This is a genomic window from Bradyrhizobium sp. WBAH42 (assembly GCF_024585265.1).
Lineage (GTDB): Bacteria > Pseudomonadota > Alphaproteobacteria > Rhizobiales > Xanthobacteraceae > Bradyrhizobium.
This window is the reverse complement of the sequence record NZ_CP036533.1, coordinates 7,685,318-7,701,455: the sequence shown is the minus strand read 5'-3', so window position 1 is coordinate 7,701,455 and position 16,138 is coordinate 7,685,318. Positions and strand designations below refer to the sequence as shown.

Annotated in this window: 7 protein-coding genes and 1 pseudogene; 4 read left to right on the top strand and 4 right to left on the bottom strand. The window is 58.7% G+C overall.

All coding sequences use genetic code 11. The features are described from left to right. Nucleotides 1-743 precede the first annotated feature (743 nt). Together DCG74_RS36195 and DCG74_RS36190 are read left to right on the top strand one after the other, a co-directional pair. Complete coding sequence (locus DCG74_RS36195; RefSeq protein ID WP_172789399.1) at nt 744-1,163, top strand: SET domain-containing protein; 420 nt, start codon at nt 744-746, stop codon at nt 1,161-1,163. A gap of 471 nt (nt 1,164-1,634) precedes the next feature. After that, nucleotides 1,635-2,065 (top strand): annotated as a pseudogene (locus DCG74_RS36190) (transposase); the annotation flags it as partial. Nucleotides 2,066-2,236: 171 nt separating this feature from the next. Here the strand turns inward: DCG74_RS36190 and DCG74_RS36185 are convergent. Next, nucleotides 2,237-5,590: a Ulp1 family isopeptidase gene (locus tag DCG74_RS36185; RefSeq protein ID WP_257187493.1), complete on the bottom strand. Its 3,354-nt coding sequence runs from the start codon at nt 5,588-5,590 to the stop codon at nt 2,237-2,239. A 2,032-nt stretch (nt 5,591-7,622) separates the two neighbouring features. Then, on the bottom strand, nt 7,623-8,105 hold the full coding sequence (locus tag DCG74_RS36180) for a prolyl oligopeptidase family serine peptidase (RefSeq protein ID WP_246709086.1): 483 nt from the start codon (nt 8,103-8,105) through the stop codon (nt 7,623-7,625). Nucleotides 8,106-9,030: 925 nt separating this feature from the next. Here DCG74_RS36180 and DCG74_RS36175 point away from each other — a divergent pair. Continuing rightward, the gene (locus DCG74_RS36175) at nt 9,031-10,419 is read left to right on the top strand and encodes an outer membrane beta-barrel protein (protein WP_246709085.1); all 1,389 of its coding nucleotides are present in this window, start codon (nt 9,031-9,033) and stop codon (nt 10,417-10,419) included. A gap of 556 nt (nt 10,420-10,975) precedes the next feature. Here DCG74_RS36175 and DCG74_RS36170 read toward each other — a convergent pair. Beyond that, nucleotides 10,976-11,332: a hypothetical protein gene (locus DCG74_RS36170; RefSeq protein WP_246709084.1), complete on the bottom strand. Its 357-nt coding sequence runs from the start codon at nt 11,330-11,332 to the stop codon at nt 10,976-10,978. A gap of 789 nt (nt 11,333-12,121) precedes the next feature. Further along, the gene (locus DCG74_RS36165) at nt 12,122-12,709 is read right to left on the bottom strand and encodes a hypothetical protein (protein WP_172789398.1); all 588 of its coding nucleotides are present in this window, start codon (nt 12,707-12,709) and stop codon (nt 12,122-12,124) included. A gap of 1,569 nt (nt 12,710-14,278) precedes the next feature. On the opposite strand from DCG74_RS36165, the gene DCG74_RS36160 reads away from it, so the two are divergent. Continuing rightward, nucleotides 14,279-15,619 carry an MFS transporter gene (locus tag DCG74_RS36160; protein ID WP_172789397.1) on the top strand — a complete coding sequence of 447 codons (1,341 nt, stop codon included), beginning with the start codon at nt 14,279-14,281 and terminating at the stop codon, nt 15,617-15,619. Nucleotides 15,620-16,138: the final 519 nt, after the last annotated feature.

Genomic DNA, 16,138 nt, shown 5'->3' with positions numbered 1-16,138 from the left:
CCAACTGAATTCGTTGTTTTTGCATCATGACATTCCTTCTGTTCGTCGGAGCGAGTTATTGTTCTTTCTGCCCGGAACGCATCACGTGCAAAACGCGAAACAGGCGGATCTGCTTAGCTGTCTGCAAGCTCGTTGCTCTACTTTTGCCGTTCTCACCGTAGGGGACTCGCTACGATGCCGCTCGAACCGCCCCCTGGCCAGCTCTGCCGAAGCATAGAGATCAGAAAGAGCGGATGTGCTTTGTCGTTGTTGATGATGCGCTCGGCCGTAACCGGCATGAGCTCCCACGTCTGCAGTGATCAGCGCGCGCGAGCGTAGCGGGTCGGCATCCAGTACTGGCGCATGGCCTCGACGACGTCCGGAATGTCGGTATGGGCGTTGCGCAGGAATTCCTAGGAATTCCTGCGCAACGCCCATACCGACATTCCGGACGTCGTCGAGGCCATGCGCCAGTACTGGATGCCGACCCGCTACGCTCGCGCGCGCTGATCACTGCAGACGTGGGAGCTCATGCCGGTTACGATCGACGCGGATCTTTGCTCGCAATCCCACTGACTTGCAGCCCCCTTCCAGCACCGCCAAGATGGCGGTACCGCGAAAGGCGATCCGCCAGCGGCTGCCGCAACGAATGCGAAAAAAATCCAATTTGGGACGGAGGCGCGATTAGACGACCCTACCGATTTGTGCAGGAGATCTCGGGACTCAAGTCAGTTAGTTTGCTGCGTGTTAAGGAGACTTCTTCAATGTTGATTATCGAAACTGTTTTAAAGCCAGACCAGTTTGGCGGTATTGGACTTTTCTCCGCTACCCTTTTGCCCAAAGGTTCGCTGATTTGGATTCATAACCCAATCGTTGACATCGCGGTGACGCCTGAGCAGTACGAAGCTTTAGCTCCAACATTTCGAGCTCTACTCGATAAGCATGCCTATCCAAGAGACTACAAGTCTAATGATGGTGTTATAGAGTACAATGCTGACAACGCCCGCTTCATGAACCACAGCAGTCAGCCAAACACATATCAGGACGATCATTGCCGAATTTTAACCGCGCGTGACGTACAACCTGGTGAAGAACTGACTTGCAATTACTTGTTTTTCGATCCGACGTGTGACTTATCGTGGGCTAAAGAACCATCGGTGAATGTTGATGCCCCAACGGGCTAGGCGGCAGTGGATTGAATTCGCGGTCTGACGACTTGATTCGGCGGCGAAATTTGCGGAAGAGTTTCGCCGAACTAATTGCAGCCTTCGACCGACCCAGCTTTTTGCGGCTGCCTCCTCGAGCCTGAAGGATATTGCGAGCGCAGCCTTGTTCGACATCCCTGGCGCACAGAGTGCGGTGGCCGGCGGCCGGAACGTGCCTTCGATGACGTAGCTGCGACGTGGAGTTCCCAACATCTGTAGAGCTTACCCTAGGCAAGATCTCCGCAGATGCCCCTGATCTCGCACTTACTTCAGAATCTGACGACGCTCGATCAGTTCCCAATCTCTTGCTGAGATGGCGCAGGAGCTGAGCCTGATAAGTATCATTAGCATGCGCTGATTGCGCAACGTCAGAGTCGCAGATGTGCTGCTCACAAACGCACTTGATGAGATCGCTTGCGGCTCGATCTTTGCCCCTCGATTTACGTCCGCGCGCAGCGCAGACAAAAAAGCAAGCCGCTTCTCGAGGACATGCACGCCTGGTTGTTGCGCGAGCGCGAAACCCTCCCGCGCTCCCTCCGACGTCCTGAAGCCTATGAACTACATGCCCAGGCGCTGGGACGACTTCGCCCGCTTCCTCGACGATGGCAAGATCTGCTTGACCAATGCGCTGGGCGCGCATTGAGAGGCAGGGAAGGCACAACTAGACCTTCGCTGGTAGCGAGCGTGGCGCCGACCGTGCCGCCATCATGCTGACAATGATCACGACCCGTCACCCCGACGACGTTGATCCCAAAGGCTGGCTCCGCAAGGTCCTGGCCGCGATCGCCGATCTTCCCGCGTCGCGCCTGCACGAACTGCTGGCCTTGGAATGGAAGCTCCTGCGCCAGACCGACAAGCCCGCCGGGTCAGCACGCCACTGACCTTCACCCGGCCGATCATAGAGCTCGCTGTGCCCGCGCGCATGCGTCAATCAGGCGGTCTTCGTCGTGCGTACTCAGCTCCTCACGTGAGACACTATGATGGTCTGCAAACACACCGACTGCGAATCTTCGATCAGCCAGAACAGCATTTCACTCGGTCGCGCAACCTGTTCAGTTGAAGCCGACATCAGCGCCTAGTCGATCCCGCAGATCCTGCCGACTGATGACAAGATTGTTGAGGTTCAGGTCCGGTCGTCTTGCTGCCAATCGCCTAACCAGTTCCCGGGTGCCGTCCACGACAAAGACGCCGCAGTCGTAACCGTTCTGCTGCTGTCTTATCGGGGCCTGTTGCACGTAGGCGTCGAGCCGTCCTGCGATCTCCGCTGCGGGCCTGTCATTGTATCCCTGGGTGGAGTCATAGTGATAGGCGACCGGCCGACCACGATCGCGACGATCAACCAGCAGCAGCGACCAGTGACTGCCGCGCTGATGTCTATCCGTAGCGCTGGCATCACTTACCGGCAAGAATAGGAAGTCGGCTGTATCATGGCGAACCCACCCTAATGCTCGTTCGGCGACTTCCTTGGAGGGAGATCGCAACATTTGGGCTATCAGGGGATCCACGAACCGCGTCCGGGCGGCGAGATCTGGATTGTTCTGCTGCAACTCCTGCACCAGGAGCTGATAGTCCCACTGGATATGCTTGTCACCCAGCCACTGCGTGGGCCCCAACACGGGTCCGCTGCGGTGGCCGGAAGAGGCAACGGTAGCCAAGGGGGCGATCTGAGCAGCCGGGACAGGAGACGGGCGAGGATGATCGATGAATTGCGCACCGGAGCGTCCTCGCGGTCCCAATGTGATCGAGTAGGTCTCACCGCTGATGGGGACTTGGGTTGGGCCGCTGAACTTGGCCGGCAGGACCCCGATGTTGTTCAGGACATCGAGTAATAAATCCGACACCGGCTGGGAGCCATCCTGCCGATCCTCGTGGATTCGGTATCCGATGTGCTCAAGCTCTTGAAGTACGCCCGACCGCCCGACGAAGAACGTGGGTTCACCGGCAGGGCTGAGCACCTGCGCTGACTGAGCATCGTCTCGCATCTGCTGCGGTGTGTACGGCAGATCAACGAAAGAGTCGAGACCGCGGTAGATGTCGGACGACTGAGCTGGCGCGTCTGATGGTTCGGTGAAGAGCGCCGGTCTGGCACCAGCCCCACCCATCGGCGCTGACTGAGCATCATCTCGCATCTGCTGCGGTGTGTACGGCAGATCAACGAAAGAGTTGAGACCGCGGTAGATGTCTGACGACTGAGCTGGCACGTCTGATGGTGCGGTGAAGAGCGGCGGTCTGGCGGCAGCCGAACCCACCGGCGCTGACTGAGCATCATCTCGCATCTGCTGCGGTGTGTACGGCAGATCAACGAAAGAGTCGAGACCGCGGTATATGTCTGACGACTGAGCTGGCGCGTCTGATGGTTCGGTGAAGAGCGCCGGTCTGGCACCAGCCCCACCCACCGGCGCTGACTGAGCATCATCTCGCATCTGCTGCGGTGTGTACGGCAGATCAACGAAAGAGTTGAGACCGCGGTAGATGTCTGACGACTGAGCTGGCACGTCTGATGGTGCGGTGAAGAGCGGCGGTCTGGCGGCAGCCGAACCCACCGGCGCTGACTGAGCATCATCTCGCATCTGCTGCGGTGTGTACGGCAGATCAACGAAAGAGTCGAGACCGCGGTATATGTCTGACGACTGAGCTGGCGCGTCTGATGGTTCGGTGAAGAGCGCCGGTCTGGCACCAGCCCCACCCACCGGCGCTGACTGAGCATCATCTCGCATCTGCTGCGGTGTGTACGGCAGATCAACGAAAGAGTTGAGACCGCGGTAGATGTCTGACGACTGAGCTGGCACGTCTGATGGTGCGGTGAAGAGCGGCGGTCTGGCGGCAGCCGAACCCACCGGCGCCGACTGAGCATCATCTCGCATCTGCTGCGGTGTGTACGGCAGATCAACGGAAGAGTTGAGACCGCGGTACATGTCTGAGGACTGAGCTGGCGCGTCCGATGGTCCGGTGGAGAGCGGCGGTTTGGCGGCAGCCCCACTCACCGGCCGCGACTGAGCATCGTCTCGCATCTGCTGCGGTGTGTACGGCAGATCAACGAAAGGCTGAAGACCGCGGAAAATGTCCGACGATTGAGCAGGCGCGTCCGATGGTCCGTTGAAGAGAGGCGGTCTGGCGGCTGCCCCACTCACCGGCGCGGACTGAGCATCGTCTCTCACCGCCTGCGGCGTGTATGGCAGATCAACGAAGGAGTCGAGACCTTGGTAGATCGCCGACGACCCATCTGGCACCGCTTCCGCCGCCGGCCCCTCAAAATCATGCGGCAGGTGCGGCGACCACGTTGAGTTCGACCCGCCGCGCCGCGGCTCCCCGCCTGCCTGTTCAGGGGAGACGCCCAGCGCAGCGTTCGCCTCGACGATTAATAAATAGTTCCGAACCCGATCGAAGCCCATGTCCGCGCTTCGACTGGATTTTTTAAAGTCCTTGTAATCGTCGTTCAACGACTTTTGCTGCTCACTGGTGCCGGTGAGTCGGCTCACTATGCTCCCCCGCCCCTCCCTTTGGAGCCAAGCACCGAATCTTCGTTGGTTGCGGGCCAGATTTTGAGCAACTTTTTTCCGGCTAGTATCCTCGGGTTTGAGCATGCTCAGCTCTGCCTTTTCCAGGCCATCAATGATGCGGGCATCATCGGGATAAAGATGCGATGTGGGCGACGGGACAGCATAACCGCTGGGCTCCCGAGACGCACCCGCGCCGGAAACGTCCTCGTCATCGCGCACCTTGCCCAACGCGAACAATAGATGCTCATCCTTTGGGAACAACTTCTGAGCGAATTCAATGCGCGTAGCGTGGTCTAGCCCGGATATCGAGTAGCCCGCAAGATTAAGCGCGTTAGAAAATCTGCGAAGACTACGATCATGACGAGCAGCACTGCCCGGCTTCATGCCACTGGCACTAAGCCGCTCTGAGAGGGGCGCGTCTTCCGCTGAAGGGATCGTGCGCGGCCGCCCGCCAGAAGTTACATAGCTCGGATCATGATACGCACGAAGGACACCCAACCCTTTCTTCATGTCTTCGTCCTTCGGGAAGTAAGTCTTGACGTAACGGACCAGGGACTGGTGGTCCCCCAAATTAATCGTAATTCGATTAGCGCCAAGATCATTTCCAAGTCGGCGAAGCGCCTGCGTATAGCGGTTAACCGTCTTCCGGTGTGGGTTTTTCTGAGCCACATATTGGGCAATCGCTTTGTCGATAATGTCCCGATGTTCTGCAGAGAGATGGGGATGGTAGTTGCGGCCGCTGCGGCCGCCACCGGAGACAGGACCCGGATCTGGCGGGCGCGCCTCGGCCAAGTGCTGCTCAAAACCCTCTTGGCTGGCATGGCCCCCCTGGTCCTCTTCCAACACGGCGTGTTGCACCTGGGACCAAGCTGTTGGATTGAATGGATCGGAATTGTACGGGTCCACGCTAGCCTCACGTCCAAGACATCAATTGAACTGATCCTATTATGGATAGGCTTTCCAGAAGCTGACGAGGTCGTCGCTTCGTGAGGCAATGCATCGCGACATCTGCAGAACGAAATGGCCCCGCGGCTCTCGATCGTCACTGGGCTTCTTGGGCTTCAGGACCCGCCCTCCTCCCGGCCGACGAAGTCTTGCGGCGGCATGGGAGCCGACGACTCGTCATTTTTTGGATCGCAAACGGCATACCGGCGGCTCCGCAGGTGCACGCACGGGTGTGGCCGTTACGGCAGCGACGATCAGCATGCGCGCAAAGTGCGAGATCACATCAGCCCTGGCCGAGCGTCATCGGTCGGCGCGATAAGAGATGAATCCTGGACGAGCTTTGCACCGTCAAGATGAGATCGTAAGCACGCGATCCGACCACTGTCAGTGGACGGCCATCGGGATCGGCCGTACCGCGGCGGCCACGCCGGACGTATGGAGCTTCCATTCGCGCTGCACTGATTGTGGTATGGGACGCCCCTGACCGGCTCTTCAGTAAGCGGCTCGTCGCGAGCCGTTCTTGCTCCAAATCGGGATCGTATACTTTTGCTTCCAGTGCATGGGAACGACGCCCCCTTATAGCTCGAACATTTCTTCGAACTTCGGACGAGTGATGGGAGGGTCGATTGGAGCGCACCAAGGCGACCTTGCCGGCGGGCAACAAAGCAGGACAGCGACTCGTGTGTCCGCGTAAGCCCGCTCTTCAGAAGTGTCGGCGCTTGACGCTGGAGTTGCGACCGCGCGTCAGATGGGGAAACTCTGCTGAAACATACCACATGCATCTAGAGTTTAGCACCCTAAGCGCTCCAGCCCCTGCTCAATGAGAGATATTGGAAGATCGCTGAAACACAGGCGCATGTGACCGCCACTTCGTGGGCCATAGTTCCGACCATTTGTAAGGTGCACGTCGTGCTCGCGGCTTGCAGCGTCAATAAACCTCTCCGGATCCGCACCCGCGATAAGCCGTACCCAGAACGAGAAGCCCCCGCTTGGCACACTATAGTCCCGCTCGCAAAACCGGCTGCGCTGCAATAGCTTATGTACGCCGTCTCGCTTCCCTCGGGAGTGCTCGCGCAAGCGTGTTATGTGCGAGTCACGAGCGCTCGATTGCAACAAACCCAAAACGAGATTGCTTAGAACCGGACTTACGCCGCCGTCGCGTTCTGTTGTTAATGTCCGACTCCGCAAGCACCCAGCCTACCCCCCTGCTGCCGCCGCGCCGTTCGATGCGTGGCTGCGCCCATGCCGAGGCGAGCCTCGGATCCCAAATTGCTCGTGGGATGCAAGGCGTCGGCTATCTTCCGTCGACAGCGAGATGTAAAACAGTGCGGGTGCGGCTCGGTACTAACCGACCCGGGCGTGAAACCAGGCCCACTAGTCCCTACCACATCCGCACTGCCGTTGAGACTAGCGGAAAGGTGACTCGGCGCGGATCGCGTCTGGAGCAAAAGCGCTGTCCCTGCCACATCCCGTTAACCCCAAGGGCTCTGTATCTGTGATAGCTTACCGCAAGCTGACAGGCCTTTCCGCAATCGGTCAATGGAAGCGTGGCCTATCAATACCGGCTCAATCTGCCACGGTAGTTCCTGCAACCGCTCAGTGCTGTTCTGTCACGACTTCATGAGAAAGGCGCTATCCCTATCTGCATCCGCACTGCCAATGAAGTTGGCCACGGGATTGAGAGGCTAGCGCCGGCTTTGCCCTGAGGGCTGTTCACACGAAATGCCTCGTGGGTATTAACGTGAACTCGGCCTTGAGTGACCTACAGGGACTGATAGGAGAGACGGCGGACGTAGCTGATCGGTCGCATTCATCGCCAGCGAGATACTATCTCCCGCCGAGAATGAGCAAAGACCGGCTTGCTGACGCCGCTGCCGATAACGTCGTCCGTCAAGCGTCATCATTAAAGTAGATCTTCGTCCTCGCCATCACTCATCGACAAGCCGCTGGGATAGGTACGTATATTCCAAAGCGATCCGGCGTGCCTGTTCAATTAGATTGGCGGCGGCGCTATGCCCCCCCCGTCGGTATTCTCATAGTAGAGGTACGGTTGGCCCAACGCAGCGAGCCTTGCCGCTGCCTTGCGGCCATGCGCTGGATGGACGCGGTCGTCCTTGGTGGACGTGAGAATGAAGGGGGCCGGATAGGTCTTGCCTGGCACCAACCTCTGATAGGGCGAGTAAGCCTCGAGCCACTTGCGCTGATCGGGAATGCTGGGATCGCCATACTCGCTGATCCAGGAGGCCCCGGCGCCCAGCTTTGTGAACCGAACCATATCGAACAGCGGAACCCGTAAGATGGCCGCATTGAAGAGGTCGGTTCGTTGGGTGATTGCGGTCCCTACCAGGAGGCCACCTTGGCTACCGCCGACCACGCCTAGCCGGCGGGGAGAAGTGATTTTGCGCCGAATCAAGTCCTCCGCGACCGCGATCCTAACGTAGGCAAGATCTCCGCGGGAGTATGCCCGATATCGCATTTACTACACAATCTGATGATGCTCGATCAATTCCCAACCGCAGCTGACATGCTGCAGGGACTGAGTCTGATAGCATCTTAGCATACGCTGATTGTGCCGCGTGACTTCAGAGTCGCAGATGTGCTGTTCACAAAGGGCACTTGATAACGATCGCTTGTGACTCGATCTTTGCCCCTCGATCTACTTTCGCGCGCAGCGCAGAGAAGATCATTTCCCATCCAGGCGCGCCCCTGAGATCCGTTTGGGCCATGAGATCAGCCACTAAAGAGTGATCGAGCTCGGCCCGCGCTCCATCAGACCGCCGTCGTTCAGTACGCGATCGAGGACGCAACGAAGGCGACGAAGGCCGTAAGACAACGGGGCGCCGCAAAAGCGGTCCGGGCACGACTCCTAGCCTTACTCGCGGCACTCACGCTCCCAAAGACTAAGACGAGCTGTACTCGCAACGACCGGCTGCTTGCCGTCACCGCAGCTGGCGCGGAGACAAGAACACTGCACTTTAGAGTACGCTGTTTAATCAAGATCGGAACGGGTCCGCGCACACTTCAATGAACAATTATAAACGTCCCACATGCGCGTGCCTTCTACGCTCGATACGCAATGTAGGACTATCGACGCTCAATTGTCCGCGTTCAAACCACCATAAGGAAGTTGACGCGACACACTCTTAGAAAACGCGCGCAGAAGATACGAATTAGTCCGGCACGCGGCTTGCTTCGTTCGGGACTTCATCACCAATCGTAGTACGGTGATCTTCGGAGCAGCCCCGGCGCGTCATTACGTGTCTGGTCGCTCCGATGATTTGCCGTGCGGCGATACTTAGCGAGCGGGACCGCGCCTCGGGAAATGCAGGGCAATCATTATGCGATCAAGAGTTCTTTTTTTGAGTGCTACGACGGTGGCGCTCGTCACAACGGGTACAGCTATGGCGGACCGCGAGCGACAAGTACTGCCACCGGCGGTGTGGAACTGGTCTGGAGGCTACATTGGCGGGCACGGCGGCGGCGGATACGGCCGAACCTCCTTTAGCAATCCCTTTGGCCCGTCGATCTATGGCGACGTCGTCGATGTTCCATCGTTCGTCGCAGGTGGCCAGATCGGCTACAATTGGCAGAATAACAGTTGGGTGTTCGGCCTCGAACTGGATGCCAGCGCAGCTGCCGCCAACGGCTCAAACACCTGCCTAGCCGCCTCCCACTGGATTGTAAGCGCAAACTGCAACGCAGGTCCCAACCTCTTTGCGACCGGGACCGGCCGCATCGGCTACGCCTTCGGCGCGCTCGGGAAGACGCTTGCCTATTTCAAGGCGGGCGCCGCCTGGCAAAACAATCGGGGCGACGTCGTCAACAACGTGGAACCGGAGGGCCAGCCACAGGAGGAAACCCATTTCGACTATGGCCGAGTTGGTGGCGTCATCGGGCTGGGTTTCGAGCAAGCCCTTACGCCTGCATGGTCGGTGAATGTCGAGTACGACTATCTGCATTTCGCCGGACCGAGTGTCGCCACCGCTTCGACGGCGCAATTATCTCCGCCTACGATTCTGCCGGCGAACACAACTAGCCTGTCCAGCAACTATCACATCGGAAGAGTTGGTCTGAACTACCACTTTGGCGTGGACCCAGGGGCCGCACCAAGGTCCGATGCGCCGTATGCGGAGTCAGCGCGCAGCGTACCACCCATTTCCTACGCGCCCGGTTGGTCCTTCGAAGGCGGCTCGCGGCTCTGGCTGAGCCGGGGACGATTCCAGTGGGATCACAGCGCAATTTTTAATAACGATGTCCTAGACCCCAGCATACTCGTATCGCGGCTCACTTATCACGGACTGGACGGGCTTTCGGGGGAGGTATTCGGCCGCGTCGACAGTCCCTGGGGAGTGTTCCTGAAGGGGAACGTTGGCATCGGAAGCTTCAACAAAGGGAAGATGAACGACGAGGATTGGGGGGTCCTGAACGAATTATACCCGTACCAAACTACACTTTCAGGTCAGTCAAATGGAAGGTTCGCATATTACACGGCGGACGCCGGTTACGATTTCCTGCGCAGCGCGAACTACAAGGTCGGTGCATTTATAGGCTGGGCCTATTACAGCCAGAGCTCAGACTCCATTGGTTGCGTTCGGATCGCCCCGCGGGATGAAGCATGTCTGAAGCCGGGCGACGCTAGAATCATCGGTGCGGAGGATACACAATTGAATGCGCCTCGAATCGGCTTGAGCGCCGAAACTATGCTGACCAAGCGCTGGCGCCTGAATGCTGATATCGCTTACCTGCCCTGGACCGATTTAAGGCCGCGACTATCATCTCTTGCGAGATGAGACCACCTTTTCTGAACAATACGGCAATGGTGGCGGCGGAGTCCAAATTGAAGGCCTTCTGTCGTACTTTGTCACCAAGAATATCAGTCTAGGCGTTGGAGGCCGCTATTGGGCCATGTGGACAAACAAGGATGCCAAAGGCAGGCACTGCGAACCCGGCTGCGATCGGTGGCCGCCAACATTTGCGAAGTACAGCATGGAACGGTGGGGCACGTTCTTTCAGGCCTCTTACAAGTTCAATTAAGGACCTCACTAACGAGGCTCCAAACTTCAGATTGTTAGATGCCGTTCTGAAGTTTTCTGATGACCAGTCCTCGGCGCGCAACTGAAGCCGAGGATTGGTATGTTGCGATTGACGCTATACACCCGGTTGCTACGATTGCATATCACCCGCCTTGGACAAGGCGAGCCCAACTCTGCCCCCGAACCAAAGCTCGTCCACCAAAAAGCTCGTTGCACTAATAACAGCTCGATCTCTTGGCTCGGACGGAGCTCGCATCAAAGCCGATTGAGCACGCCATTGCAACCGAGCTGGGATGCGCTCGATGCACGATTTCTAAATTCCGCAGCGCGATCTTTCCTGGGCAACCGAGACCGCGGCGAGCCCCAACATCGCGTCGCCGGTGAATCCGAAATGGAGACGATAGAGCCACCAGATTGCGCAGCACCGGTCGAGATCGTACATGGCGAGCGCGCGCCTTGTTGCTGCGACCATCCGCGCCATCGGCTTCATTCCGCGTGTCATCTGGAAACCTCGACGTCTCGGGGCCAGCACTCTCCATTTGATGACTCTCAGGGCGGTGATGGCTCGCTGTCCGGCGCGTGCACCTGCAATGGATTGGGAGCTGAGATTGATGTTCGCCATGGCGTTCTTTTCCGCGTTTCGAAGCTGTTTGCGCAAACCTATGTTCATGCGCTCTTTGCCGTGATCCTACTGCGAAGGTACTGCTTGCCAACGCCCAGATCTGGTAGCCAAATGGCCGGACTCCCGACCGATAAATACGCTCACGCGATCCCACCGCTACGCGAAGCCACTTGCGACAGTGGTTGCGGCTACGCGACCTTTGCTGCCAGCTCCTTGAGAATACCTCGCCCGTCTGCCAAGGCTATCTAGGCTCGCATCGGCGGGGCCTACGTCGTTTTCCGAGTACCCCCTCCAGGTCACCGGTTTCGCTACCCAACTTGCGCGGACCCAGCCGACTTCGAGCGCTGGCTTGCGGCCGAGCCCGGTTTGACCGCGCATGCAATCCTCAGTCGCCTCGCGAAGCAACGCCCCGAACAGATCCGCCTGCACCACACCATCCTGCAGAGTTTGTTGGGATCGCTCAGGCAAAGCAGCCGAGACGATCATCCGGCACGGCTAAAGCTGCGGCGCTGGCCGCGTGTGATGGGCATTCCGCCACTCCAGTAACTTCCGATCCTGCGCAGCATGGTGCAATCCCGGACTGACGTTAGCCGGACCTACATCGATCAAGCGAAACTAACATCCTCAGATGAGACAATACCGGGGCAATATGGCGGGGTGGGATTGACAGGCCGCCGCCACGAGACGAAACGGCCGGGATGACCGTTCATCTCGTGGGCTGCCAGTGGCCCGAGGATGCGTACCCACTGGCGGCGCGAATAATCTACTATGGGGCGAATGTCTCTCCAGCTAAGGACAACCGAAGTGATCGCAGTCATCCAGCCCCGCGCGATCGGTTCACCGCCCGGTTGTCTCCCGTGTAAGCCTAACGAACCCTCCTTCGGCTAATTCGGCTTTGTAGGCCCGTCCGTTAAGTAGGATTGTGGTGGAGTTATCTGCGGTCGGCATAAAACCCTCTTGGCGCAGCTTGTCCATTAGGGCAGGTGTCGCCCATTGCCGTGGTAGCGGCGTTCCGAAACGCCGGTTCTCCGTGAAGAAGGCTCCGAAGTCCGGTACCCCCGCCCGGCCGGCCCCAACCACTTGGTCCTCCGCAGGGTTAAGAACAAGGCGAACACGATTGGACTCATCCAAACCGGCCGTGTAGCGGTGACCTAGGATTTCATAAGTCATCGTCCGCTGGTCCGCGTCCGGCAAGAGACCGTGATGGAATAGCCTATCAACCATCGCGTCAGGGGCGATTTGCGAACCGTGTGAAAACCTCTGTGGAACGGCGAATGAGACATCTACCGCTTCCTCAGGTGCAGCAGATGATGATGGTCCAGCTTCATTCATGACCTGACTGAACAAATCATGATCTTCCTGTGTCCAGACGTGCGCCGTCGGCGATTCTGGTGAATGGGCATTATCGATCGGGTTCGGATCCATAAAGCTCTCCTTCCTGTTATGAGAACAAAGGCCTCTTGAAGATCTCCCCCAGGGAATGAGCTGAGTTCGTCACGAATTCAGAGATGGGTGGCTTCGTCATCGAGAGGCCAAGTTCGGAAGTTAAAGAGGCTGGCTTTCGAGAAGCTGACAAAGGTCGAAGAAGGAGATAAATCTGCGGCCGCATCTGCCACGTCAGATGCGATCATCTCCGAGCCAAGTCTCATTCCGCTTGGGCTCGCAACGGGGCGCGGGTCTGCGTCGTGCATTGCGCACTTCGCCGTAAAGATGGTTAGGAGGTCCAGGTGATGCGGACCGCAGCCAGACCCAGTCTTGCACCGACCATCTCTAGTTCGCCCGCTGCCCGCGATCAGTCGTTCTGGCTGCCGCTTCGCGCCCATGCTCGGGGCCGCTAACCAGAATGGCGCCGATAGCCGCGCCACCTCGAGAACAGACGAAAGCGGGACCCACGTGAGATTCCGGTAAGCGCGGGGTGACGTGTTCACCTGATGGATGAAGAACGAAGTCGCCCAGACGCAAAGCAGCCGACAATCATCCCGCGTACGGGCCGAAGGTGCGGCGGTGCGGATGATACCGGGACTGCGCCTGCCGCTGCTGTGATGGGCATTCCGCGAGGTCCCCGCCTCCGATCCTTCGCACCCATGATGCAACCTAGGCCTGGCAGGCCGGAGCTACATCGGTCAAGCGGAAGATACATGCTCAGGCCAGGCAATACGACACGCCAACTATGCCACGGCTTCTAGTGACGCTCTGCGTCAGGCAGTTGGCGCTCGTGTCAGGGTGTTGAAAAGAGAATTCGCTCGTGTCCTGAATATGGAAACTCGTCGCAATTCGTAGCGCGCGGTAGCGACGTCGCCGCCGAAACAACGCTCACGGAGCGACTTGGGATCGGGATCTTGGCGTCGGGGCCGAATAGCCGGGGCCTCTCGGGTGACGCCCTCGCGCAGGAGATAGCCAAGATGCGCGGGCGAGCGGCGCCGAATGCAGCTTCTGACGGACGACGCGGGCCTTGATGGTCGCCAGGCGCGAGCGTCTCGCGAGCAGGCGTTCGCTCTCTTCGCCGGCGACCCCGGCCGCGACGCAAAGATGGAGCACCGATGACTGGTGGATCTTGTCCGCCGCGCGAACGACCGCCGCAGGCGCGCTGTGCGGCGGCAAGCGCCTTGGCGACGAAGGGCGTGGCACGCTGACTGCTTCAGGAGCGAAAGCAAGTGGAATCGGCTGAAATGGCGCGAGACATCGCCAATCGTGTTCAGCGTCCGCCAATTTGTCGCAAACTCTCCACAGCAGCGCAATGTCTGCGGCGCCCGACAACTGCAGCAGGCTTTCATATTTGTCGCACCGGCAAGGCCAGCGATCAGACAAGAATTAAGTGGGCCGCGAAAGGCGGGCATTTTTATTGCGGACGTTACGATGAGGTTCGCCGTTGCGCGCTTCAGCTTGCACGTGGACAGGCGGTCCCTGAGGACGAGCTCGGGCAAATGGAATGCAACTTTGCGCGTCTGGTCGAAATGTTCGGGCTAGCCATCGCGCTGCAGATTAGGTTAAGGGATGGCGAGGCAATCTACTCGAGAGAGGCCGGAGCCCCTCCTCGGTCCGGCAGACGGACGCTTGACACGCCGCGCGGTGTTGGGCGCAACCATCGGCAATATTCTCGAATTCTACGACTTCGGGACGTATAGCTTTTTCGCAATACAGATCGGTCAGGCTTTTTTCCCGGCAACCGACCAGTTCGCCAGCCTCATGCTGTCACTCGGAACCTTCGGCGCAGGTTTTGTGACCAGGCCGATCGGGGCCATCGTGCTCGGCTCGTATTCGGATCGGGCCGGTCGCCGCCCCGCGATGACCGCCAGCTTTGCCATGATGAGCGCTGCGGTCCTGTTATTGGCTCTCATGCCATCGTACGAGACAATAGGACTCGCCGCTCCGTCACTAGCTATCGTGGCACGCTTGCTGCAAGGCTTTGCTCTCGGAGGTGAGGTCGGTCCGACGACCGCCTACTTGATGGAAGCAGCCCCCACCGAAGCCCGGGGGCTTGCTGTCTCTTTTCAGCCCGCGAGCCAACAGCTAGCTGCGACGGCCGGAGCGTTGGTTGGAGAGATACTCTCGCTCACCATGACAAGCGAGGCGCTCAATGCGTACGGATGGCGCATCGCGCTGTTGCTCGGCGCCGCTACGTTGCCGTTTGGACTTTGGTTGCGGAGCGCCCTGCCCGAAACGCTGCACTGCCCCGAGGCGCCGGTTCGGGTCACCCAGCCTGTGGGGCGATCGCCTCCCGATCGCCGCATCATGAGCCTGGGATTCGTCATCTTGGCCGGCTGCACGATCACTACTTATGTTACCGGATATATGACCACTTACGCGTTGAACACCCTCCGCGTTTCCGCGCCTCTCGCCTTTGGTACTACGCTCATCAGCAACACGGTGGGCATTGCTGCAGCACTGCTGGGCGGCCTGCTCGCCGACCGCGTAGGCCGTCGACGTATCATGATATGGCCGCAAGTCGCTGCACTGCTCATGACGTATCCGGTATTCTTGTGGATTGCAGAGAGCCGCAGTGCCTTCGCACTTCTAGGAGGTCTCGGCGTCCTCACCCTGATCGGAACGATTTCATATAGCGCCTTCTACGTGAGCATGGCCGAAGGTTTGCCCAGGCACATTCGTGGTGGCGCCTTCGCGACAATCTACGCTTTTGCGATAGCGATTTTTGGAGGCACAGCTCAACCGATCGTCACCTGGCTCATCCACCTTACCGGAAGTGCACTCGTGCCCGCCTGGTACATGCTTTTCGCGGGCGCAGCCGCGCTCTGTGCCATGTTTATGATGCCGGAAACGGCGCCACTCAATTCCGACCATAGACGGACGTCCGTAGCGCCACGACCGTTACCCTAGCCATACCCGAACAGCTAAGGATGACATCTATGATGTCCGAAATGCGAAACATCGCGCCGGGACGGCTATCGGAGCATAGCACGGAAGAACAATCTATCCTGAAGATTGGAGCAGCTTTACATTGATCAGGGGCTCCTGTCCGAACCCAGCATGGCCGTCTGAATAACTTGTGCCGTTTACGCAATCTTCGCCGATACGACGTTACGGATTGGCGGACATCAACAAGTGTGTAACGAAGGCGTCACTTTGGTCATCTAGAGAACAAGAAGGCGCGGCTTGTACCATCTGCCAGCCCAACCGGACGGCATGAGGATGCGACCGCTGTCGGAGCAGCGGCCGCACGAGGCTCGATCCTCATTCTCTGCTTGACATGTTTTCCGTTGTCAGTGCCGAACGCACGAGGGATCGGTCAAGCAGAAGAACAAATCACAGATACCATTTAACGGGTCATCCACGCACTCGGGATATGATGTATCGGCTACCGGAGCACTTGCCGCAACCGGCTGCGCGGCAACGTTT

Excerpts from the sequence above, each read along its gene's own strand:
- DCG74_RS36195 (WP_172789399.1), top strand. The coding sequence starts at position 744 with ATGTTGATTATCGAAACTGTTTTAAAGCCAGACCAGTTTGGCGGTATT.
- DCG74_RS36180 (WP_246709086.1), bottom strand. The coding sequence starts at position 8,105 with ATGCGATATCGGGCATACTCCCGCGGAGATCTTGCCTACGTTAGGATC.
- DCG74_RS36175 (WP_246709085.1), top strand. The coding sequence starts at position 9,031 with ATGGCGGACCGCGAGCGACAAGTACTGCCACCGGCGGTGTGGAACTGG.
- DCG74_RS36170 (WP_246709084.1), bottom strand. The coding sequence starts at position 11,332 with ATGAACATAGGTTTGCGCAAACAGCTTCGAAACGCGGAAAAGAACGCC.
- DCG74_RS36165 (WP_172789398.1), bottom strand. The coding sequence starts at position 12,709 with ATGGATCCGAACCCGATCGATAATGCCCATTCACCAGAATCGCCGACG.
- DCG74_RS36160 (WP_172789397.1), top strand. The coding sequence starts at position 14,279 with ATGGCGAGGCAATCTACTCGAGAGAGGCCGGAGCCCCTCCTCGGTCCG.